Origin of the sequence: Caulobacter rhizosphaerae, assembly GCF_010977555.1 — a bacterium.
Classification (GTDB): domain Bacteria; phylum Pseudomonadota; class Alphaproteobacteria; order Caulobacterales; family Caulobacteraceae; genus Caulobacter; species Caulobacter rhizosphaerae.
The window spans coordinates 1,971,422-1,991,277 of record NZ_CP048815.1 but is presented as its reverse complement, the minus strand read 5'-3'; the positions used below and the strand labels follow the sequence as shown (position 1 = coordinate 1,991,277).

General features: G+C 67.6%; 22 protein-coding genes and 1 riboswitch. Of the genes, 9 read left to right on the top strand and 13 right to left on the bottom strand.

The annotated features are described in order from the left end of the window. Positions 1–18: 18 nt before the first annotated feature. Positions 19–813 carry a DUF2461 domain-containing protein gene (locus G3M57_RS09560; RefSeq protein ID WP_163230143.1) on the bottom strand — a complete coding sequence of 265 codons (795 nt, stop codon included), beginning with the start codon at positions 811–813 and terminating at the stop codon, positions 19–21. A 158-nt stretch (positions 814–971) separates the two neighbouring features. On the opposite strand from G3M57_RS09560, the gene G3M57_RS09555 reads away from it, so the two are divergent. From G3M57_RS09555 to G3M57_RS09545, 3 genes are all read left to right on the top strand, one after another. Beyond that, positions 972–1,325, top strand: a complete 354-nt coding sequence (locus G3M57_RS09555; protein ID WP_163230141.1) for a nuclear transport factor 2 family protein — start codon at positions 972–974, stop codon at positions 1,323–1,325. Positions 1,326–1,452: 127 nt separating this feature from the next. Then, positions 1,453–1,983 (top strand): Panacea domain-containing protein, encoded by a 531-nt coding sequence (locus tag G3M57_RS27935; RefSeq protein ID WP_373287732.1) that lies wholly within the window; start codon positions 1,453–1,455, stop codon positions 1,981–1,983. Between the two features lie 209 nt (positions 1,984–2,192). Further along, the gene (locus tag G3M57_RS09545) at positions 2,193–2,678 is read left to right on the top strand and encodes a hypothetical protein (RefSeq protein ID WP_163230137.1); all 486 of its coding nucleotides are present in this window, start codon (positions 2,193–2,195) and stop codon (positions 2,676–2,678) included. Between the two features lie 20 nt (positions 2,679–2,698). On the opposite strand, the gene G3M57_RS09540 is transcribed toward G3M57_RS09545, so the two are convergent. The 3 genes from G3M57_RS09540 to thiC form a co-directional block, all read right to left on the bottom strand. Further along, positions 2,699–3,052: a DUF1428 domain-containing protein gene (locus tag G3M57_RS09540; protein WP_163230135.1), complete on the bottom strand. Its 354-nt coding sequence runs from the start codon at positions 3,050–3,052 to the stop codon at positions 2,699–2,701. A 102-nt stretch (positions 3,053–3,154) separates the two neighbouring features. Beyond that, positions 3,155–3,358 (bottom strand): hypothetical protein, encoded by a 204-nt coding sequence (locus G3M57_RS09535; RefSeq protein WP_057182868.1) that lies wholly within the window; start codon positions 3,356–3,358, stop codon positions 3,155–3,157. A 125-nt stretch (positions 3,359–3,483) separates the two neighbouring features. Continuing rightward, positions 3,484–5,319 (bottom strand): phosphomethylpyrimidine synthase ThiC, encoded by a 1,836-nt coding sequence (gene thiC / locus G3M57_RS09530; protein ID WP_056752704.1) that lies wholly within the window; start codon positions 5,317–5,319, stop codon positions 3,484–3,486. 73 nt (positions 5,320–5,392) lie between these two features. Continuing rightward, positions 5,393–5,499, bottom strand: a riboswitch (TPP riboswitch). Between the two features lie 171 nt (positions 5,500–5,670). Between thiC and G3M57_RS09525 the strand changes: the two genes are divergently transcribed. Continuing rightward, positions 5,671–7,476, top strand: coding sequence for a putative bifunctional diguanylate cyclase/phosphodiesterase (locus G3M57_RS09525; protein ID WP_163230133.1), 1,806 nt, complete (start codon positions 5,671–5,673; stop codon positions 7,474–7,476). Between the two features lie 132 nt (positions 7,477–7,608). On the opposite strand, the gene ypfJ is transcribed toward G3M57_RS09525, so the two are convergent. Together ypfJ and G3M57_RS09515 are read right to left on the bottom strand one after the other, a co-directional pair. Next, on the bottom strand, positions 7,609–8,457 hold the full coding sequence (gene ypfJ / locus G3M57_RS09520) for a KPN_02809 family neutral zinc metallopeptidase (protein WP_056752698.1): 849 nt from the start codon (positions 8,455–8,457) through the stop codon (positions 7,609–7,611). Positions 8,458–8,487: 30 nt separating this feature from the next. After that, on the bottom strand, positions 8,488–8,886 hold the full coding sequence (locus G3M57_RS09515) for a hypothetical protein (RefSeq protein WP_056752695.1): 399 nt from the start codon (positions 8,884–8,886) through the stop codon (positions 8,488–8,490). Positions 8,887–9,073: 187 nt separating this feature from the next. Between G3M57_RS09515 and cuyB the strand changes: the two genes are divergently transcribed. Continuing rightward, the gene (gene cuyB, locus G3M57_RS09510) at positions 9,074–9,745 is read left to right on the top strand and encodes a cysteate racemase (protein ID WP_056752692.1); all 672 of its coding nucleotides are present in this window, start codon (positions 9,074–9,076) and stop codon (positions 9,743–9,745) included. A 26-nt stretch (positions 9,746–9,771) separates the two neighbouring features. On the opposite strand, the gene G3M57_RS09505 is transcribed toward cuyB, so the two are convergent. From G3M57_RS09505 to G3M57_RS09485, 5 genes are all read right to left on the bottom strand, one after another. After that, complete coding sequence (locus G3M57_RS09505) at positions 9,772–10,392, bottom strand: DJ-1/PfpI family protein (protein ID WP_056752689.1); 621 nt, start codon at positions 10,390–10,392, stop codon at positions 9,772–9,774. A gap of 140 nt (positions 10,393–10,532) precedes the next feature. After that, complete coding sequence (locus tag G3M57_RS09500; RefSeq protein ID WP_230983934.1) at positions 10,533–11,669, bottom strand: articulin; 1,137 nt, start codon at positions 11,667–11,669, stop codon at positions 10,533–10,535. Positions 11,670–11,836: 167 nt separating this feature from the next. Further along, positions 11,837–13,729: a transglycosylase domain-containing protein gene (locus G3M57_RS09495; RefSeq protein ID WP_056752686.1), complete on the bottom strand. Its 1,893-nt coding sequence runs from the start codon at positions 13,727–13,729 to the stop codon at positions 11,837–11,839. 94 nt (positions 13,730–13,823) lie between these two features. After that, positions 13,824–14,840, bottom strand: coding sequence for a sensor histidine kinase (locus tag G3M57_RS09490; protein WP_056752879.1), 1,017 nt, complete (start codon positions 14,838–14,840; stop codon positions 13,824–13,826). 107 nt (positions 14,841–14,947) lie between these two features. Further along, entirely contained in the window at positions 14,948–15,118 is a 171-nt protein-coding gene (locus G3M57_RS09485; RefSeq protein WP_163230131.1) for a hypothetical protein, read from the bottom strand. A 515-nt stretch (positions 15,119–15,633) separates the two neighbouring features. Here G3M57_RS09485 and G3M57_RS09480 point away from each other — a divergent pair. Beyond that, positions 15,634–17,280, top strand: a complete 1,647-nt coding sequence (locus tag G3M57_RS09480) for a pectate lyase (protein ID WP_056752684.1) — start codon at positions 15,634–15,636, stop codon at positions 17,278–17,280. Between the two features lie 58 nt (positions 17,281–17,338). Here G3M57_RS09480 and G3M57_RS09475 read toward each other — a convergent pair whose 3' ends face one another. Next, positions 17,339–17,794, bottom strand: coding sequence for a hypothetical protein (locus G3M57_RS09475; protein WP_056752680.1), 456 nt, complete (start codon positions 17,792–17,794; stop codon positions 17,339–17,341). A 100-nt stretch (positions 17,795–17,894) separates the two neighbouring features. On the opposite strand from G3M57_RS09475, the gene G3M57_RS09470 reads away from it, so the two are divergent. Continuing rightward, on the top strand, positions 17,895–18,215 hold the full coding sequence (locus tag G3M57_RS09470; protein WP_163230129.1) for a plasmid stabilization protein: 321 nt from the start codon (positions 17,895–17,897) through the stop codon (positions 18,213–18,215). Positions 18,216–18,223: 8 nt separating this feature from the next. Continuing rightward, a complete protein-coding gene (locus G3M57_RS09465; protein ID WP_163230127.1) occupies positions 18,224–18,403 on the top strand; it encodes a hypothetical protein in 180 nt (59 codons plus the stop codon). Between the two features lie 172 nt (positions 18,404–18,575). Here G3M57_RS09465 and G3M57_RS09460 read toward each other — a convergent pair whose 3' ends face one another. Further along, positions 18,576–18,878 (bottom strand): hypothetical protein, encoded by a 303-nt coding sequence (locus G3M57_RS09460; RefSeq protein WP_082564477.1) that lies wholly within the window; start codon positions 18,876–18,878, stop codon positions 18,576–18,578. 116 nt (positions 18,879–18,994) lie between these two features. Here G3M57_RS09460 and G3M57_RS09455 point away from each other — a divergent pair, with 116 nt between their 5' ends. After that, positions 18,995–19,765: a pseudouridine synthase gene (locus G3M57_RS09455; protein WP_056752670.1), complete on the top strand. Its 771-nt coding sequence runs from the start codon at positions 18,995–18,997 to the stop codon at positions 19,763–19,765. The last annotated feature ends 91 nt before the right edge of the window (positions 19,766–19,856 follow it).

Genomic DNA, 19,856 nt, shown 5'->3' with positions numbered 1-19,856 from the left:
CCGAGGATAAAAGCCGCCCTACCCCAGCGCCTTCCACCCAAACGCCAGCAACGGCCGCGCGTCGGCCACGAAGTCGGCGATGATCTCCGCCAGCCCCTCGCCGCCGATCTCGGCCCCCGTCAGCGGGCGGCGGACCAGCCAGCGAGTGCGCTTGAGCGCGGGCTCCAGCGGGCCGCCGGCCTGGTCTTCGAAGCCCTTGGGCATGCGCTTGGTCGGCTCGCCCGGATCCAGCGCCAAGTCCTTGGCGACCAGGGCCGTCTCGACCGCCGCCCAGCCCTTGGGGTCGGCGGCGATGGCTCGGCGGAAGGCGTCGATGTCCGGGCGTTCGGTCAGGTAGAAGCCGGCGGCCGCGAACGGGCCGTTGCCGAAATAGCCCGCCTCGGACGCCTGGGCCGACGGCAGGGTCGAGGGGGCCAGCGGGTCGATGGTCTCGGGGTCGAAGGCCGGCGCCGGCCCGCCCTCCGGCTCGATGTGCACATACACGAGGCCCGGCGACAGTTTCTGCCAAGTTCCATCAAGATTGGCCCTGGTGAGCGTGGCCGAGACGTGGGTCTTGTACGGCCGCTTGTCCTTGGAGAACCGCACGTCGCGGTGGATGCGGAACACGCTCTTCTTGGGATCGCCCGCCAGCGGCAGGTCGCGCGCCGCGAAGGCCGCGTTCAGGGCGTCGATCAGGGCGGCCAGGGTCGGCTTTAAGCGATCGTCATAAGCGGCCCGGTTGGCCGTGAACCAGTCGCGGTCGTTGTGGGCGGCCAGGCCCGTCAGGAAGGCCAGGTCGGCGGCCGCGAAGCCGGGGAAGGATGTGCGAGTCATGGCGCGAGGCTAGAGCAGAAGGCGGCCATCTGTCCCTGCTGACACCTCCTGTCAGCAACCGCGCCGAAGCGGAACCTATGGGGAACAAACAGTCTTGCGCGACGGCTCGGGAGGGTGGACGGTCCGCCCCGATCTTCACCCTGACCCAGGAGCCTTCCATGAGCATCCAAGACATCGCCGCCGACCTGACGGCCCTTTGCAAGGCCGGCAAGTTCGACGAGGCCGGCGAAAAATACTGGGCCGACGACGTGGTCAGCGTCGAGGCCATGCCTGGCGACATGGCTCGCGTGGCCGGCAAGGCCGCCGTGCGCGGCAAGGGCGAGTGGTGGGCCGCCAACAACGAGGTCCACGGCTTTACGATCACCGGTCCGTTCGTCAACGGCGACCAGTTCGTGGTCGGCTTCAAGATGGACGTGACGCCCAAGGCCACCGGCCAGCGCACCACCCTGGACGAGGTCGGCCTCTACACGATCCGCGACGGCAAGATCGTCGAGGAGCGGTTCTTCTACTGAATAAGTCCGAACGTTGAGCTGCGCCGAGATCGCAGCGCGATAGCTCGACATTCATAAGGTTCGAGGCAGACGAACAGGGAGAATCGTGAGATAGCTACGCTAAGTGGCTATTTCACAGATTTTTAAGATGTTGCCACAGGACGAATCACCTCACATTCGGGTTGGATATGACCCTCGAGAGGTAGCCAATTTCATACTTGATGAGGCAAGCCGGCTCCAAAAGCCGATTACGAATCTCGTCCTCAACAAACTCATCTACTTCTGCCATGGCTGGCACCTTGCACTTCTAGGAACCCCCTTACAGAGGGAAACCTTCGAGGCATGGCAATATGGCCCCGTCTTGAGATCGGTTTACTCGGAATTTAGAGACAGCAGAACTCATCCAGTTCAACACAAGGCCAAAACCTTAGATCTGTCGACCGGACAGATGGTTGATATAGAACCTAAAATAGACATAGAAACAGCCACATTTCTTAGAGAAATTCTCAAAAGCTATATTTTCCTTACACCTTGGCAATTAGTGGAAATAACCCACGTTCCGAATGGTCCTTGGGATTTAGCACTTAGAAGAAACAGTGATAGTAAGCGTGGAGCGAGACTTAACAATTCGGATATAGCTAGCTTTTTTGCGACATATAGAGGCAAAGAGAGACAATGACGAAATTTCGGCTTCAAAAAGCCCCGTCAGCTCAGAATGCAGTGGCTCTAATCGCAGAAACGCTCGAGCAAACCGTAGATAATATACTGAGTTTTCGGGATGGGGGCACACCCCCCTCTTATGAACCCACCCGAGCACTGGCCCCCACGCTTATGGAAGAAGGGAACCTGGCTTGGTGCCTAGCCCAATGCGACCCAATAAAGTGGGATTTGCAGAAGACCATCAACAAAGAGTTGCTGCACTCCCTCTCCGGATATCGCAACCTTATCGAAGCAAAATGGTATAGGCGCCCGGCAAAAGTTCAGTATGAAGGCCACGGCCTATCCGTGCCGCTACAGCCTTTGGGTGTATGGTCTGACGGCAAGCAGCTATTCGTGGACTGGCTGCAACCGTGGAAACACAAGGGTATGACTCCACGGCAGCTAGATATACTTTACACCCTCCACCGACATCGTTTTCTGATCGGTAGCTACTTTGATGCGGAATTCAGGTGCGTGGAGTTCCAAGTCCCTGAAAATGAAGATTCAAGAAAGCTAAATTTGGAATTTGGAACGTTCTCCGAGCTTTCCGATGACGAGCTAGGCCAAGAACTGAAAAAACTGTTGGCGGCGATCGAAGTGGCATCAAAAGTGCCTCGCAAACCGAAAGTTCGCAAAGCAGACGAAGATCAACCTGATCTCCCGTTCTCCCCCTAGGGACGGCGTTGGCTTGATCCCTACAGCTCCAGGAACGCCTCGAACCCGCCGAAGATCATCCGCTTGGCGTCGAACGGCATGTTGGCCATGTCGGCCTTCAGGCGTTCGTCGGCCATGACCTTGGCCACGATCTCGTCGCGCGAGGCCTTGTCCTTGTAGGTGATCCACGAGAACACCACGATCTCGTCGTCGGTCGCTTGGACCGCACGCGGGAACGAGGTCAGCTCGCCATAGGGCACGTCGTCGCCGAAACATTCGACGTAGGACAGCGCGCCGAACTCCATCCAGACCTCGCCGCCCAGCTGGGCCATCTTCTTGTAGGCCTCGATATTGGCCTTGGGCACCGCGAGCACGAAACCGTCGACATAGGACATGGCGTCCTCCCTTGTTGCATCAGGTCCCCTAGGACGACTGAACGCCGACAAGGCCGACAAAGGCATCGCTTTTTTCGGGGCGGACGGCGAGATCCGGCCGGATCAGTGGCCCAGCGCGGCGACGACGGCCTTCTGGTGCGCCGGATCCAGGTGCTTGGACACCGCCTTGATGATGTCGGCCGAAACCTTGGCCACGGCCCGCGCGTCAGGCGCAGGATCGCCGCCGTGGATCGCCAGCCAGAGCTCGATGATCCACTGGGGATCGTTCCTGTGGGTGGCGGTGATCTGCCGAGGTTGAAGAGCCACGATACGTCCTCCCGGTCGCCGCGCCTTTGGCGCCTGAACCTATGAGTGTATACACGATCCCCGCAACCAATGATCACCACTCCGTGATGATTGCAGGGCGCGCCGACGACGCGCCCTGCTCCGCCCTACTCCGTCTTCAGGTAGATTTCCGACCCCTGCTCGCGGAACTTGTCGCTCATCTCGGCCATGCCCTGTTCGATGGAGTTCGGGGCCATGCCGGCCGCGAACTCGCGGACTTCCTGGCTGATCTTCATCGAGCAGAACTTGGGGCCGCACATCGAGCAGAAGTGGGCGGTCTTGTGCGCCTCCTTGGGCAGGGTCTCGTCGTGGAAGGCCCGGGCGGTCTCGGGGTCGAGGCCGAGGTTGAACTGGTCCTCCCAGCGGAACTCGAACCGCGCCCGGCTGATGGCGTCGTCCCACATGGCCGCGCCGGGGTGACCCTTGGCCAGGTCGGCGGCGTGGGCGGCCAGCTTGTAGGTGATGACGCCGGTCTTGACGTCGTCGCGGTCGGGCAGGCCCAGGTGCTCCTTGGGCGTGACGTAGCAGAGCATGGCCGTGCCGAACCAGCCGATCATCGCCGCCCCGATCGCGCTGGTGATGTGGTCGTAGCCAGGGGCGATGTCGGTGGTCAACGGGCCCAAGGTGTAGAAGGGGGCCTCGTGGCAGTGCTTGAGCTGCTCGTCCATGTTGGCCTTGATCTTGTGCATGGCCACGTGGCCCGGCCCCTCGATCATCACCTGCACGCCGTGCTTCCAGGCCACCTTGGTCAGCTCGCCCAGGGTGCGCAGCTCGGCGAACTGGGCCTCGTCATTGGCGTCGGCGGTCGAGCCCGGGCGCAGGCCGTCCCCCAGCGAGAACGACACGTCATAGGCGCGCATGATCTCGCAGATCTCTTCGAAGCGCTCGTAGAGGAAGTTCTCCTTGTGGTGGGCCAGGCACCACTTGGCCATGATCGAGCCGCCGCGCGAGACGATGCCGGTGACACGTTTTGCCGTAAGAGGAATGAACGGGAGACGGACGCCGGCGTGGATAGTGAAGTAGTCCACCCCCTGCTCGGCCTGCTCGATCAGGGTGTCGCGGAACACCTCCCAGTTCAGGTCCTCGGCCACGCCGTTGACCTTCTCCAGCGCCTGGTAGATCGGCACCGTGCCGATCGGCACCGGGCTGTTGCGGATGATCCAGTCGCGGATGTTGTGGATGTTGCGGCCGGTCGACAGGTCCATGACCGTGTCGGCGCCCCAGCGCGTGGCCCAGACCAGCTTGTCGACCTCGTCGGCCACGGTGGAGAGCACCGCGGAGTTGCCGATGTTGGCGTTGATCTTGACCAGGAAGTTGCGGCCGATCGCCATCGGCTCGAGCTCGCCGTGGTTGATGTTGGCCGGAATGATGGCCCGGCCGCGGGCCACTTCCTGACGCACGAACTCGGGGGTCACGAAGTCGGGGATGCTCGCGCCGAAGTCCTCGCCGTCGCGCACGCACGGGGCGTTCTGCTCGCGGCGCAGGTTCTCGCGGATGGCGACATATTCCATCTCGGCGGTGATGATCCCGGCGCGGGCGTATTCCAGCTGGGTGACCAGCTTGCCCTGCGCGCCCTTGAAGATCGGCCGCTTGGCGGTGAACTGCGGGGCCAGGTGCTTGCCCTGGGCGAAGCCGTTGTCCTCGGGCTTGACCTCGCGGGGATTGGCCACGACCTCGACGTCGCCCCGGGCCACGACCCAGGGCTCGCGCACCCGCTGCAGGCCCTGCTCGATGTCGATCTTGGCGTGCGGGTCGGTATAGGGACCGGACGGGTCGTAGATGGTGACCGGCGGCTCGTTGGCCGACGGGTGCACCGCGACCTCGCGGAACGGCACCCGGATGTCGGGGAACAGCGCGCCAGCCTGGTAGACCTTGCGCGAGCCGGGGCGCTCCCCCGTGGGGATGGCGCCAATGGCGTCTTTGATCGGCAGTTGAACGTTCATTTCGGGCGCTCCTCAAGCGGCAAGGAGACCCGGACGTGTCGCGCTAAGTCGGTCTACGGACGGGCTTTTCGAAGTCCCGGCCGCGTTCCCTCCCTTCGCCGGCATGACCCGGATCAGGTTCGACGGGTCAGGGCGGGCGCCCAATCTCAGCCGCGCGAAGCGGCCCCCCGGTGAACGGGGGGACACTAGGCCGACTGACGCACGGGTCAAGGGCGGCCGTGAAACCGGCGTTGACGGAGGTCCGAGCTTCACCATGCGCTGTTCCGCCGCACCGTTTTCACGGCCTCGCTAACAGCGCGTTGACCGCGATCGGCGAAGCTGGACGGCCAGAAATGCGAAGGGACGCGAAAGATGGCAGAGCCGAGGCCGCACGACCTCGGACCGGACGCGGGAGCGCAAGCGGCTCCGGCCAAGCCGCGCCTGGAGTCCACGCCGAACAGCTTCCGCCGCGCCCAGGACAGGATCAGCCAGGCCGCCGCCGAGCTGGCCCTGGCCGAACAGAACCGGCGGTTCGACGCCGCGCTCAGCAACATGCCCCACGGCCTATGCATGTTCGACGACGAGACCCGGCTGATCCTGTGCAACGCCGCCTATCGGCGACTGTACGCCCTGCCCGAGCGTCTGACCCGGCCGGGCACCCCGTTGCAGGACATCCTAAACCACCGCATCGCCACCGGCTCGGCCCCCGTTGACTGGGTGGAGTATCGCGAAATTCCCATCGAGTCGGCGCTGCGGGGCGGCGACCTGATCAACCGTCACGTCCAGCTCGAGGACGGCCGGACCATTCAGATCACCCACAATCCGATCCCCGGCGGCGGCTATGTCGCCAGCCACGAGGACGTCACCGAGATCCTGGCCGCCGCCGCCGATCGGCACCTGGCCCGCCACGACCCGCTGACCGGCCTGCCCAACCGCGTCCTGCTGCATGAGCGCCTGGACCGGGCGCTGGCCCGCTCCAGGCCGACGAACCGCCTGTCGGTGCTCTGTGTCGACCTGGATCATTTCAAGGCGGTCAACGACACCTTGGGCCACCCGGTCGGCGACGACCTGCTGCGGGCCGTGGCCGGGCGGCTCTCGGCCTGCGTCCGCGAGAACGACACCGTGGCGCGCCTGGGCGGCGACGAATTCGTGGTCCTGCTGCCCGACGGACAGGGGCGCAGGCAGGTCGAGACCCTGGCCCGGCGGCTGATCGAAACGGTCAGCACGGTCTTCGAGATTCACGGCCACCGCATCACGATCGGCGCCAGCATCGGCGTGGCCATCGCGCCGGGCGACGGCGACCACGCCGAACCCTTGCTGGCCAACGCCGACCTTGCCCTCTATCGCGCCAAGGCTGAGGGACGCGGGACAGCCTGCTTCTTCGAGCCCGGGATGGACGCCCTGGCCGAGGCGCGTCGCAAGTTTGAGCAGGATCTTGGCGACGCGGCCCAGGCCGAACGGTTCGAACTGCACTACCAGCCCGAGGTCGACACGCGGACCGGAGCGATCGTCGGGTTCGAGGCCCTGCTGCGCTGGAACCGCCCCGGCCACGGCATGGTCGCGGCCGCCGATTTCATCGCCCTGGCCGAGGAAACCGGCCTGATCGCCCATGTGGACGACTGGGTGATCGGACGGGCCTGCGCCGACGCGGCCGGCTGGCCGAAACCCGTCCGGGTGGCGGTCAACCTGTCGCCGACGGCGTTCCGGAGCCGAACCCTGGTCGGGGCCGTGGCCCGCGCCCTGGCGGACTCGGGCCTGGCCCCGGCCCGCCTGGAGCTGGAGATCGGCGAGGCGGTGCTGCGCGGCGACGGCGCGCGCGCCCTGGCGATCCTGCATCAGCTACGCGGGCTGGGCGTGCGCATCGCCCTGGACGATTTCGGGACCGGCCATTCCTCGCTCGACTGCCTGCGGCTGTTCTCGTTCGACAAGGTCAAGATCGATCCGTCGTTCATCGCCGGCCTGTCCGAACCTGGCCCCTGCGCCGCCATCGTCAGGGCGGTGACCCGCCTGGGCGCGGCCCTCGGGTTCGTCACCACGGCCGAAGGCGTCGAGACCGCCGACCAGCTGGCCCAGCTGCGCGAGCAGGGCTGCGACACGGCGCAAGGTTATCTGCTGGGCCGCGCCGGACCGGCGGACGAGGTTCCGGCGCTGTTCGCGCAGCAGCGGAGGTGCGGCTAGCCGAGTCCAGGGCCCCATGGGGCCCGTTCAAGGATCGAGGCCGAGCCAGGCCGTTTCCAGTGGGACCAGCGCGGTCATCCGCGGGCGGTGAACCTGGCCGACAATCTCGGCGCGCGCCTGCCGGCCTGAGCCCTACAATGTCCGCGCGCCGAAGGTGTCGCAGGCGCCGGGATCCCCCGCGTCGTAGCCCTTGCCGAACCAGCGCATGCGTTGGGCCGAGGTGCCGTGGGTGAAGCTGTCGGGCATGACGCGGCCCTGGGCCTGCTCCTGGATGGCGTCGTCGCCGACCGCCGCCGCCGCGCCCAGGCCGTCCTCGATGTCGGCCCTGGAGATCTGGATGCCGCCGTTCGAGGCCTCCGGCGCGTGGCGGGCCCAGACGCCGGCATAGCAGTCGGCCTGCAGCTCCAGCCGCACCGAACCGCTCTGCGCCCCGCGCGCGCCCAGCCGGCGGGCTTCGTCGGCGGCGCCGGTCAGGCTCTGGATGTGGTGGCCGATCTCGTGGCTGATCACATAGGCGCGGGCGAACTCGCCCTTGGCGCCGAACCGGGTCTCCAGCTCGTTCCAGAAGCTGGTGTCGAGATAGACCTTTTTGTCGGCCGGGCAGTAGAACGGCCCCATCGCCGATTGGCCCGTGCCGCAGCCCGTGCCGGTCGCCTGGGTGTAGAGCACCACCGCCGCGGGCGGGCGATAGGTGACATCGTGCTTGGCCAGCAGCGGCCCCCAGACGTCGGTGTTGGACGTCTCGATCACGTCGATGAACTGGCCCTCGCGGTCGCTGACCTGGCCGCGCACGCCCTCCTGGGCGGCGGGCTGCTGCGCGCCGCCCACCACGCTCATCGTCTGCTCGGGGCTAATGCCGAAGACGAAATAGCCGACGGCCGCCAGCACCAGCGCGCCGATGCCGCCGCCGGCCACGCCCACCGGGCCCAGGCCTCGGCGATCCTCGATATTGCCTTCGCGGCGTCCCCCACCCCATTGCATGCGATCAGTCTCCTGGTGTTGCGAACGGCGTCAGGACGCCGGCTTGATGGCCCGCAGGCGGGCGTTGCCCGCCGCCAGGGCCTGGTCGGTCAGGCGGTCCATCCGCGCGATGTCGGCGGCCATGTCGTCAGCGGTGGGTCCGCGCGGCGGGGTGGGCGAAAGGGCTGGCCGCAGCATGGGCCGGGTCGGCGGCGTCGCCGTCTCGTTCAGCGCCCGCAGGGTCAATTGGGTGTCGTAGCGGCTCTGGGCCGCCGATCGCTCGCGCTGGGCGGCCAGGGCGTCCTGGCGGGCGATGTCCTGCTGCTGCAGCATTTCGTCCCGCTGGCGCAGGGCCCGCAGGTCGGTCTGGGCGAAGGCGGACGCGCCTGAGGCCACGACCAGGCCCGCCGCCACGCTCATCGCCAGGGTCTTCGCACCTAGGGGGGTCATGCCGTCGGCTCCGATTCAGGACCCTGGATATAACGCTTTCAATGCGTCGCGTTCAGGGCCGCCTGATCGTAGAACGCGCGAGGCCGCTTTTGGGAGCCTTTTCATTGTGGCGTCGCCTATGGCGCGGCGTCCCCCGCCCCGCTATCGGATGGAGCGGAAAATCGCGCCGCTGCGGAGGGATCGCACCATGTCCAAGGTTCTCGGCGTCCTCGGCGGCATGGGCCCCGCCGCCACCCTCGACTTCCTGGCCAAGCTGCAGGCCGCCACGCCGGTCGGGCGCGAGCGCGACCATCTGCGGGTGCTGGTCGACATCAATCCCAGGGTCGCCGACGGCGATGGCGGCTATGACGCGGCCGGGCCGGTGCTGGCGCAGATGGCCGTGGGCCTGCGTGACGCCGGGGCCCAGGTGCTGGCCATCGCCTGCAACACCGCCCACGCTCATGTGGACCCGGTGAAGGCCAGCGGCCTGCCCCTGATCGACCTGATCGAGACCGCCGGTCTGGCCGCGAAGGCGCAAGGCGCCGAACGCGTCGGCGTGCTGGGCACGGGCGGGGCCCTGGCCCTCTACCGCCGGACCTTCTCGCACCTGGGGATCGAGGCCGTGACCCTGGACGACCACGAACAGGTCGAGTTCATGGCCCTGCTCTATCGCCTCAAGCACGGGGACCTCGGTCCCGACAGCCGCCAGACCATGGCCGCCCTCGCCCACCGCCTGGTCGGCAAGGGCGCACAGGCGGTGGTGGCCGGCTGCACGGAGGTTCCGCTGGCGATGGACGCGGCCGACCTGGTCGTGCCGTTCATCGACGCGACGGAGGCCCTGGCACGGCGGTGCGTGGAGGTTTGCCTGGCCTCCGACTGATCCCCGGCCTCCGCGACCAGGCCGACCTACTCGGCCGCAACCACCGCGGGCCCGGCGAACGGCGTCACCACGGCCATCGCCCGCTCGACCCAGGCCGCCTTCTCCCCCACGGGCGCCACATAGTGGATCGCGGCCTCGGCGGCCTCGCGGCCCGCGCCGCGCAGGATCATCCAGGCGGCCAGATATTGCGACGCCAGGCAGCCGCCGGCGGTGGCGACATGGCCATGGGCGAAGAACGGCGCGTCGACGACGTTCACGCCCGCGTCCACGACCCAGGGCTTGGTGGTCAGGTCGGTGCAGGCCGGGACGCCGTCGACCAGACCGAGCCTGGCCAGGATCAGCGTGCCCGAGCATTGCGCCGCGATCAGCTGTCGGGCGGGGTCCAGGCGGATCTGGGCCAGCAGGTGCGGATCGGCGGCGATCTCCCGCGTGCGGACGCCGCTGCCGATGATCACCGCGTCGGCCTCGGCGGCGAAGCCGAGGGGCTTCTGCCGGCGCACGACGACGCCGTTCATCGAGGTCACCTCTTCGGTCGGCGCGGTGATATGCGCCTTCCAGCCGCGCGGCTTCATGCGGTTGAGGATCGCCGCGGCGATGAACGAATCCAGTTCGTTGAAACCATCGAAGGTGAGGACCGCGATCTGCATGGGCCTAGTTCCCGGGGGCGTTGCACCTCTCGGGTCTTAGGCCATCCCCGCGCCGTCGTCTTCGATTTACGCGGCGGTTTCGGTGAAGAAACCGCGCAGGGCGTCAGTCCGGCGCGACGCCGGCGGCCGCGCGAACGCGGTCAGCGTCCGCAGCAGCCGCCGTGACCGCCGGTCGAGCCGCCGCCATGGCCGCCATAACCGCCGCCGTGGCCGCCCCCGCCGTAATGCCCCCCGCCCGAGACCGTCACGCTGGTCGAGGAGCTGGCGCTGGAGCTGGCCCGGGCGCTGGATGCGGCGCCGGCGCCGGCCCAACCGCTGGAATAGCCGCCCGAATAGCCCGATCGACCATAGGACTGGCCGCCGAGCCAACCGCCGCCGGCCCCGTAGCGGGCGCTGGAATAGCCGTAATAGCCACCGCCGCCCACGCCGCCCAGCGACTGGGCGTAGCCGTCGCCGGCCATGTAGCTGCCCTGCGAGCTCCAGCCCTGGCCTTCCTCGCTATAGCGGCTCGATTCCGACTCGTAGCTCTCCTCGGAACGCTCGAAGCCGCCCTGGACTTGGTCGTAGGCGCCGCCCTGCTCGTAATAGCCACGGTCGCCTTCGCAGTCGCAGCCGCGGCGCTCGACCCGACGTTCCTGGTGCTCGACATAGACCGGCGTCCGGACGATCCGCTCCACCGGCACCTCGACCCGCTTCTCAATCACGCGGTCGACATAGACCGGACGGTCGACCGGCACTTCCACGCGCTTTTCGATGATGCGATCGACGGGACGGTCGACATAGACGGGGCGGTCGACCGGGATCTCGACCCGCTTCTCGATCACGCGGTCCACCGGCCGATCGACATAGACCGGACGATCCACCGGGATCTCGACCCGCTTTTCGATGACCCGATCGACGGGACGGTCGATATAGACGGGGCGGTCGACGGGCTTCTCGACGATCTTCACGACCGGGACCTCGACGCGCTTTTCAACGATGCGCTCGACGGGCACTTCCACCCGCTTCTCGACAATGCGGTCCACCGGGCGGTCGATATAGACCGGCCGGTCGACGGGCACCTCGGTGCGCTTTTCGATATAGACCGGCTGCTTGACGATCTTTTCGACGTAGACGGGGCGTTCGACGATCTTCACCCGGGTTCGGACCACGGGCTTCGGCTTGGCGACGGGGGCGACGCTGGCCGGATAACCGTCCGCCAGCGCGGTCGCCGCCGGCCCCATCGCGGCGAGCATCATCGTCGTCGCTCCGATCAGGAGCACTGCCTTCGGGTTCATTCCAAGCGCCTTTCCGACTACGCCGCCCAGCACCTCTCGACCGTTCTCCGCCGAACGATCGAAAAGCGTCCCATTCTGGGTCGCGGCGTAGGCTTGGCAGCAAGCGGCGGGCCATTCGCCTCTCCCCCGCTCCGGGGGACGTTCGCGAGCACGAGTCCGTGGAAAAGTCACAGTCCGAAGATGCGCCGGATCCATTTCGGCACACGCCTGGGTCGCGGCGCCGGTTCCACGACCTCCGGTTCGGGGCGCTCGACCCGGTCGTAGCGCGGCTCCGGCGGACCGTCGCGCGCCACCAGCCCGGCCTTCAGGCCGCCGGTCATCACGTCGCGCCAGATGCGGGCCGGCAGGTCGCCGCCGACCATGCGCTGCATCGGCGAATGGTCGTCGTTGCCGACCCAGACCCCGACCACCAGGTCGCCGGTGAAGCCGACGAACAGGGCGTCGCGATAGTCCTGGGTGGTGCCGGTCTTGCCATAGGCCTTTTGCCCCAGGCGCGCCGCGCGGCCGGTGCCCTCCTCGACCACCGCGCCCAGCAGGTCGTAGAGCGCGGCCCGCTCTGCGGTGTCCATATCCGCTGCGGCGATCGGCGTCGTGCGCGGGCGACCGTAGGGCCGGACCGGCATTTTGCCCGAGGCCACGGCGGCGTAGGCGGCCGTGAGCTCCAGCAGGCTGGTCTCGGCCGTGCCCAGGGCCAGGGTGGCGTCGTCCTCGCGCAGCGGCGAGACGATCCCCAGATCCCGCGCCGCCCGGACCACCTCGGACCCGCCGGCCTGCTGGTACACCCGCGCGGCGATGATGTTGTTGGACTGGGCGAAGGCGTCGCGGATCGTCAGGTCGCGCCCGCCTCCGCCCTCGTAGTTGCTGGGCGTCCATCCGCCGATCGTCACCGGATCGCCGATCACCAGGTTGTCGGGCGTGGCCCCGTCGCGCAGGGCGGCCAGGTAGACGAACAGCTTGAAGGCGCTGCCCGGTTGCCGGCGGGCCTGGACGGCGCGGTTGAACGGGGACTGGCGATAGTTCGCGCCGCCCAGCATGGCCACGACCCGGCCGTCCGGGCGCATGGCGACGACGGCCACCTGCCCGACCTTGGCCTTGGCGGCGCTCTTCATCTCCTTGGCCGCCGCCCGCTCGACGATCCGCTGCAGGCGGCTGTCCAGGGTGGTGGACACCCGGACCTCGCCATAGCCCGGCCCGTCGAAGGCCGACTTCACCTGCGGCGAGATCCAGTCGGCGAAATAGCCCCCCACCGGCAGGTCGGCCCGGGTGGCGGGCGCCACGACATGGCCGGCGGCCTGCGCCTGCTCGCGGCTGATGGCCTTGGTCTGCACCATGGCGTCCAGCACCAGCCGGGCTCGCGCCCCCGCCGCCTGGGGATGGTCGACCGGGTCCAGGTCGACTGGGGCCTTGACGATGCCCGCCAGCATCGCCGCCTCGCCGATCGACAGCTGCTCGGGCGGCTTGCCGAAATAATGCCGGGCCGCCGCGCCCAGGCCGTAGACCCCATCGCCGAAATAGATGCTGGACAGGTAGCGCGACAGGATCTCGTCCTTGGACAGCCGCAGCTCCAGCCACAGGGCGATCATCGCCTCCTGGCCCTTGCGGCGCAGGCTGCGCTCGGGGGTCAGGAAGGCGTTCTTGGCCAGTTGCTGGGTGATGGTGCTGCCGCCCTGGACGGTGCGGTGGGCCTTGGCGTTGACCAGCAGCGCCCGCGCCGCGCCCTGGAAGTCGATGCCGATGTGGCGGTAGAAGCGACGGTCCTCGATGGCCACGAAAGCGGCCGGCACGTGCCTGGGCAGCGCCGCGATGATCACCGGCGCCTCCTTGTAGGCCCCGCGACGCGCGAAAGGCTGGCCCTGGTCGTCCAGCAGGATCAGGGCGCGGCTGGGCAGGGGCTCCAGGGCGCGCGAGACCGGCAGGCTCGCGCCCAGCCAGACCAGCAGCACCGCCAGCGGCAGCAGCGCCCCGATCGCGGCCCCGAACCACAGTCGATGGCGCAAGACAAAGGCGCAAGCCGCCGTCCAGGCGGTCGCCAGCCCCGTCTTCGCCTGCCGTGGGATCATCAGCGACGCGCCTCCGCGACCTCAGCGCCGCTCAAGCTTGCACAACGGCCCAGCAGGATCGCGGTTCACGGTGTCGGGAAGTTGACCGCCCCCTTCAGGCCAGCGGCATGAAGGCGTCGACCTTGTCGAGGGCGGCCAGCGGGGCGTGGATGCGGCAGCGCAGGCCCTCCGGGCGATAGTCGACGTCCACGGCGCCGCCCAGTTCGTTGGGCAGGGCTAGTTCGACGATCCGCGAGCCGAACCCGCGGCGCTCGGGCGGCAGGACGGGCGGGCCGCCCTGTTCGGTCCAGGTGATGTCCAGTTGGCCGCCGCCCCCGACCGCCCAGCCGATGTCGACATGGCCGCCCGCCGAAGACAGGGCGCCGTATTTGAGCGCGTTGATCGCCAGTTCGTGAAAGGCCAGGGCCAGCACCACCGCCGGCTTGGGCGAGACCCTCAGGTCTTGTCCGCTGATGGTCAGTTGCGACGGATTGCTGCGATACGGGGTGACCGAACCGTCGATGATCTGGCGCAGGCTGGCGGCCGACCAGTTCTCGTCGGTCAGCACGTTGTGCGTAGCGGCGATGGCCATCAGCCGGCCCTCGAACGCGCCGCGCACGGCCAGGTCGACGCCGGCGTTGCGCAGCGACTGGCTGGCGATCGACTGGATGGTGGCCAGGGTGTTCTTGACCCGATGGTTCAGCTCGTTGACCAGCAGCTGCCGCTGGGCTTCGGACCGCATCTCGCCGGTGACGTCGCGCGAGGTGGCCAGGACGCGGATCACCCGGCCCTCGTCGAGGATCGGCGACACCGTGGTGTCCCACCAGCGGGGGTCGCCCTTGGCGGTGGGGCAGAGGGCGCGGAAGGCGGCGGCCTCGCCGGCCAGGGCCATCCGCAGGGCCTGCTCGACGGCGGCGCGGCTTTCGTCCGGCCACAGGTCCGGCCAGTAGCGGCTGCGGTTTCGGCCCGCGAAATCCTCGATCTCGAACAGCGCCTGGCCGCGGGCGTTCATGTATTCGACGAAGCCTTCGGGGCTGATCACCCGGATGCAGTCGCGGCTGGCTTCCACGATGCTGAGGAAGTAAGCCCCGGCGCCCTCCAGAACAGCCTTGTCCGATCCCTCGCCCGCCACCAAGGTCTCCTTGCTGGAGCCCATGTTCACCGAGCCGCGTAGCAATTCAAGCGATGCGTGTATCTGGGGGACGACTTTGCGAGGAAACGAGCGATCCACGCGCCCGATCAGCCGGGGTGTTCTTCGCGGCTGGCTTCCAGCATGCCGACCAGGGCGGCCGACAGCCGCGAGGTTTGGGCCATGCGGCGCAGCGCCTCACGGGCGTGCTCGCTGTCGGCAAGCTCGGCTTGGCGCTCAAGGTGCTCGGCTTCGTTCAGGTGGTCGTGTTGGCTGGGCATAGTGAGTATTTACGAGGGATGAACGCGTCGAACCATGTGACCGCTAGTCGCAGAACATTGTAATATAATATGTAAATCAATAGCCTAGCTGTGATCGGTCTCAAAACTGAAAACGGCCCCGGATCATTGCTGACCCGGGGCCGTCGTCCTGTTCCCCAACAGGACGGCGTCGCGCGCTACCAGAACCCGGCGCGGCGGCGTCGCCTCAAAAACCGATGACCCGTTCTCGCCGAACGACCGGCCTGACACAACGTGACGGCCTGTCGCACGAGCCTGACGCGGCGTCACATAACAAAGCTCGACCAAAAGGCGCTGGTCAAGTCATGACACCGGTATCATAACTGCGATCAACAACGCGCCGGCCAACGGCGACGGGGGTTTCGGCAAGGACCGACCGGGAGGACGACCAGGATCAAGGGGGACAAAGTCGCCCTCCTGTCCCTCTCCCAGCCAGCCTGCCGCGGCCTTGCGTCGCGGGTCGCTCGACGCGAAGGTCCCCTGGGAGAGTACCGTCCATGCCGCTGAGCCCCCTCACCCGCCGCCGCCTGCTGGCGACGACCACCGCCACCTTCGCCGCCGCCGCGGCCATGGCCCCGCTGAAGGCCCTGGCCCAGGGCCTCGCACCGTTCAGGGACCAGGTCCTGGCGACGATGAAGAAGGCCACCACCTTCATGGCCGAAAAGGCCGCCTATGAGGGCGGCTATGTCTGGAGCTACCTGCCCGACTTCTCGCGGCGGTTCGGCGAGATGGAGGCCTTTCCGACCATGATCTGGGTCCAGCCGCCCGGCACGGCGACCATGGGCCACCTGTTCCTCGACGCCTACCACGCCACCGGCGACGAGTATTATTACGAGGCGGCCAAGAAGGCGGCTAAGGCGCTGATCAAGATCCAGCACCCCGCCGGCGGCTGGAACTACATGGGCGACCTGGCCGGGCCGGAGTCGCTGAAGAAGTGGTACGACACCATCGGCAAGAACGGCTGGCGGCTGGAGGAATTCCAGCACTACTACGGCAACGCCACGTTCGACGACGAGGGCACCGCCGAAAGCTGCCAGCTGATGCTGCGCATCTATCTGGAAAAGAAGGACAAGGCCTTCAGGCCGGCGCTGGACAAGGCCATCCAGTTCGTCCTCGACGCCCAGTACCCGAACGGCGGCTGGCCGCAGCGCTTCCCGCTGATGAGCGGCTTCGAGAACAAGGGCCACCCCGACTACACCGGCTACATCACCTTCAACGACGGCGTGGTCGACGAGAACATCAAGTTCCTGATCATGGTCTGGCAGACCCTGGGCGACAAGCGCGTGCTGGACCCGATCAAGCGGGCCATGGACATCTACATCGCCGCCCACCAGCCGATGCCGCAACCCGGCTGGGGCCTGCAGCATACGGTGGCCGACCTCAAGCCGGCCGGGGCGCGCACCTACGAACCCAAGGCCTTCGCCAGCCACACTACGGCCGGCAACCTCGAAAACCTGATGGACTATTATCAGCTGACGGGCGACCCGAAGTACCTGGACCGCATCCCCGAGACCATCGACTGGCTGGCCGGCCTGAAGCTCGACGACAAGATCGCCCCGGGCAAGCCGCGCTATCCCACCTTCATCGAGATCGGCACGAACGAGCCGCTCTACGTGCACCGTCGCGGCTCCAACGTGTTCAACGGCGAGTACTTCGTCGACAAGCACTGGGAGAACACGATCGTCCACTATTCGTCGTTCCGCTCGGTCAATATCGACAAGCTGCGCAAGCGCTACGAGACGCTGAAGGCCACGCCGCCCGAGGTGGCCAGCAAGGACTCGCCGCTGAAGGTCAAGGGCGGCAGCCAGGCCCTGCCGCGCTACTTCACCACCAAGGACATCTCGGTGTCCGACCTCAATGTCGGGGCCCTGAAGGCCGCCGACGGCAAGACCTCGGAGGCGCAGGTCGCCCAGCTGATGTCCGAGCTGAACGCCGAGGGCTGGTGGCCCACGCCGATGAAGGCGGTCAGCAACCCCTATATCGGCGACGGCTCGACCACCGTGACCCCGGGCGAGTTCTCGCAGACCCGCGTGGGCGATCCCACCGACACCTCGCCCTACCTCGCCGACGTACCCAAGCCGGGCATCTCGACCGGCGCCTATATCGAAAACATGGCGGCCCTGATCCGCTACGTGACGGCTTAGGACCGGGACGGTCCTGGGGACACGCGCCTGCGCGTGTCCCCGCCCGCTATCCCAAAGCCTAACTCCGCGCCACCTTGATCGCCTTCTCCAGCTCTGTCCGCCGCGCCTCGAAGCCTTCCATCGCCGCCGCCTCCTCCGCGTCCAGCGCCGAGCGCCGCTCGGCGAAGGCCAGTTCCGAGGCCTCGGCCTCGTCCTCGACGGCCTCCAGGTCCGCCTTCAGGGCGGCCAGCTTCTCGGCCCGCGCCGTTTCGGCCTTGGACGGCTTGCGCCGCGCCTTGGCGGGCAAGGCCTTCAACGCCGCGCCCAGGCCGCCGGCCGGGGTGGTGACGACGGTCTCCGGCGCATCGAGCGCGGCGTCGCGGGCTCGCCCCTCGACGATCTCGCGCGCCGTGCCGTCCTTGAACAGGTCGCGGCCGACGTCCCACGCCTCCAGCGCCTTGGCGCGCGAGGACGCCGCCACCGTGTAGTCGTGGAGGCCGTCGGACCAGCAGAACACTTTCAGCTTGCGCGCCATGGGCTTCGAACGATCGATTGCTCAGCTTGTTCCGAAGGTTGGCCCTTGGAACCTCGCGTCCCACCGACGGATTTTCCTCCCACAGCAGATGGAGGACGACATGCCCCAAGGCGACAAGTCCAAGTACACCGACAAGCAGGAGCGCAAGGCCGACCATATCGCCGAGGGCTACGAAAAGCGCGGCGTCTCCGACAAGGAGGCCGAGCGGCGGGCCTGGGCGACGGTCAACAAGGACGACGGCGGCGGCAAGCAGCCCGGCGGCTCGGGCCGCGGCAAGGACACCGGCCATCCGGCGGCCCACAAGGGCGGCGAGAAGGGCGGGAAGGCGGCGGCTTCCCGCACGGCGGCCGAACGCTCGGCCTCGGCCAAGAAGGCGGCCGCGACCCGCAAGCGCAACGCCGAACACCACACCCGTCACTAGGAGCCGTCATGGGCGAGAAGAACAACACCAAGGGCCGCGAAGCCAATGACGCCCCGCCGCTGGGCGAGATCCCAGACAAGGACACGGCCGAGACCGGCCGGAAGGAACGGCGCACGGCCGGGCCGGACGGCGGCGATTCCCGCGAGGTCGGCAATACGTTCAAGAATAGCCCAGGCGGCCGGGTCTAGGGTCTGTGGACCGTCAGACGTTTAGCGTCGCCGCCCTCGTCCTTCGACAGGCTCAGGATGAGGGCTACTGGCGAGGCGGTTGAGTAGAATTCCTCATCCTGAGCTTGTCGAAGGACGAGGAATTCGGCCCAAAGATCGGCAATCGTGCACAGTCGCTAGGGCCTCACCGCCCTTACGACTTGCTCAAGTCCATCCCCAGCGTCGGGCCGATCCCTTCCGGATGCTCGCCGAACGGGTTGCTCGACCGCCGCCTGGCCGCCGCCTCGAGCTTGCGGCGTAGGTCGTCGTCCAGGGCCAGCTCGGGCTTGGGCACGGGATCATCCTCGTCCACCGGATCGTCGATGATCGAGGCCGCCAGAACCTGGCGCAGCCGGGCTCCGAAGCGGGCGTCCTCCGGCGTGCCCGGCGCGGGCGGATTGGCGAGGAATTCCATGACCTCCTCAAGGGCGGTGTCGTTGTCGACGCGATCGGTCATGGGATTTCTCCAAGCCAAGTTTCACTCGCAGTGGAACGGCCACGCCCCCATGGCGGTTGCGGAACCCCGCCGACCGGTCCTAGACAGGCCCGCTCACCTTTCTGGACGCTGCGATCATGGCCTGGACCCGCCTCTATGACGAAGCCGAGCCCCAGCGCGTCAATCGCTGGCTGGCCCAGAACGGCGTCTGCTCGCGCCGGGAGGCCGAGGCCCTGATCAGCCAGGGCCTGGTGTCGATCGACGGCCAGAGGGTCGACGACGTCGGCCGCAAGATCGAACCCGGCCAGACCCTGGTGCTGTCCGACCGCGCCCAGGCCCAGCTGGAGGGCGCTCTGACGGTGATGATCCACAAGCCGGTCGGGATCGTCTCGTCGCAACCCGATCCAGGCCAGGTTCCGGCCGTGCGCCTGCTGACCCGCGAAGCCCTGGTCGGCGCCAGCCCGGTCATCCCCGACTTCGACAACAGGCTGGCCCCGGTCGGGCGGCTGGACATGGATTCGCGCGGCCTGCTGATCCTCTCGGAGGACGGGGTGGTGGCCAAGGCGGTGATCGGGCCGGCCTCGGAGCTGGAGAAGGAATACCTGGTCTGGGTCGACGGCTGGATCACCGACGACAAGCTGGCCCTGCTGCGCCATGGCCTGGAACTGGACGAGCGCCAGCTGCGGCCCGCCCAGGTCGAGGTCGTCGGCCGCCAGCAGCTGCGGTTCGTCCTCAAGGAAGGCCGCAACCGCCAGATCCGGCGGATGTGCGAACTGGTCGAGCTGACCGTCGTCGATCTGCTGCGGGTCCGGATCGGCGACCTTGTGCTGGGCGACCTTCCGGAGGGCCGCTGGCGCCCGCTGACCGTCGCCGAACGGTCCAGCCTGATCGGCCTCGCGCCTCGATAACCGGCCGTTGACCGCGCCCCCGGCCGGGGGCAGGGTCGCAATACCTCTTGGGAGATCGGGCCGGGAGGCTTAAGTCCCTCACCTGTCGCTT

Bases quoted from the DNA above. Each gene is read 5' to 3' on its own strand.
- G3M57_RS09455 (WP_056752670.1), top strand. From the start codon at position 18,995: ATGGCCTGGACCCGCCTCTATGACGAAGCCGAGCCCCAGCGCGTCAAT.
- G3M57_RS09480 (WP_056752684.1), top strand. From the start codon at position 15,634: ATGCCGCTGAGCCCCCTCACCCGCCGCCGCCTGCTGGCGACGACCACC.
- ypfJ (WP_056752698.1), bottom strand. From the start codon at position 8,457: ATGCAATGGGGTGGGGGACGCCGCGAAGGCAATATCGAGGATCGCCGA.
- G3M57_RS09560 (WP_163230143.1), bottom strand. From the start codon at position 813: ATGACTCGCACATCCTTCCCCGGCTTCGCGGCCGCCGACCTGGCCTTC.
- G3M57_RS09525 (WP_163230133.1), top strand. From the start codon at position 5,671: ATGGCAGAGCCGAGGCCGCACGACCTCGGACCGGACGCGGGAGCGCAA.
- thiC (WP_056752704.1), bottom strand. From the start codon at position 5,319: ATGAACGTTCAACTGCCGATCAAAGACGCCATTGGCGCCATCCCCACG.
- G3M57_RS09540 (WP_163230135.1), bottom strand. From the start codon at position 3,052: ATGTCCTATGTCGACGGTTTCGTGCTCGCGGTGCCCAAGGCCAATATC.
- G3M57_RS09475 (WP_056752680.1), bottom strand. From the start codon at position 17,794: ATGGCGCGCAAGCTGAAAGTGTTCTGCTGGTCCGACGGCCTCCACGAC.
- G3M57_RS09485 (WP_163230131.1), bottom strand. From the start codon at position 15,118: ATGCCCAGCCAACACGACCACCTGAACGAAGCCGAGCACCTTGAGCGC.
- G3M57_RS09470 (WP_163230129.1), top strand. From the start codon at position 17,895: ATGCCCCAAGGCGACAAGTCCAAGTACACCGACAAGCAGGAGCGCAAG.
- G3M57_RS09460 (WP_082564477.1), bottom strand. From the start codon at position 18,878: ATGACCGATCGCGTCGACAACGACACCGCCCTTGAGGAGGTCATGGAA.
- G3M57_RS09505 (WP_056752689.1), bottom strand. From the start codon at position 10,392: ATGCAGATCGCGGTCCTCACCTTCGATGGTTTCAACGAACTGGATTCG.
- G3M57_RS09500 (WP_230983934.1), bottom strand. From the start codon at position 11,669: ATGAACCCGAAGGCAGTGCTCCTGATCGGAGCGACGACGATGATGCTC.
- G3M57_RS09515 (WP_056752695.1), bottom strand. From the start codon at position 8,886: ATGACCCCCCTAGGTGCGAAGACCCTGGCGATGAGCGTGGCGGCGGGC.
- G3M57_RS27935 (WP_373287732.1), top strand. From the start codon at position 1,453: ATGTTGCCACAGGACGAATCACCTCACATTCGGGTTGGATATGACCCT.
- cuyB (WP_056752692.1), top strand. From the start codon at position 9,074: ATGTCCAAGGTTCTCGGCGTCCTCGGCGGCATGGGCCCCGCCGCCACC.
- G3M57_RS09555 (WP_163230141.1), top strand. From the start codon at position 972: ATGAGCATCCAAGACATCGCCGCCGACCTGACGGCCCTTTGCAAGGCC.
- G3M57_RS09495 (WP_056752686.1), bottom strand. From the start codon at position 13,729: ATGATCCCACGGCAGGCGAAGACGGGGCTGGCGACCGCCTGGACGGCG.
- G3M57_RS09465 (WP_163230127.1), top strand. From the start codon at position 18,224: ATGGGCGAGAAGAACAACACCAAGGGCCGCGAAGCCAATGACGCCCCG.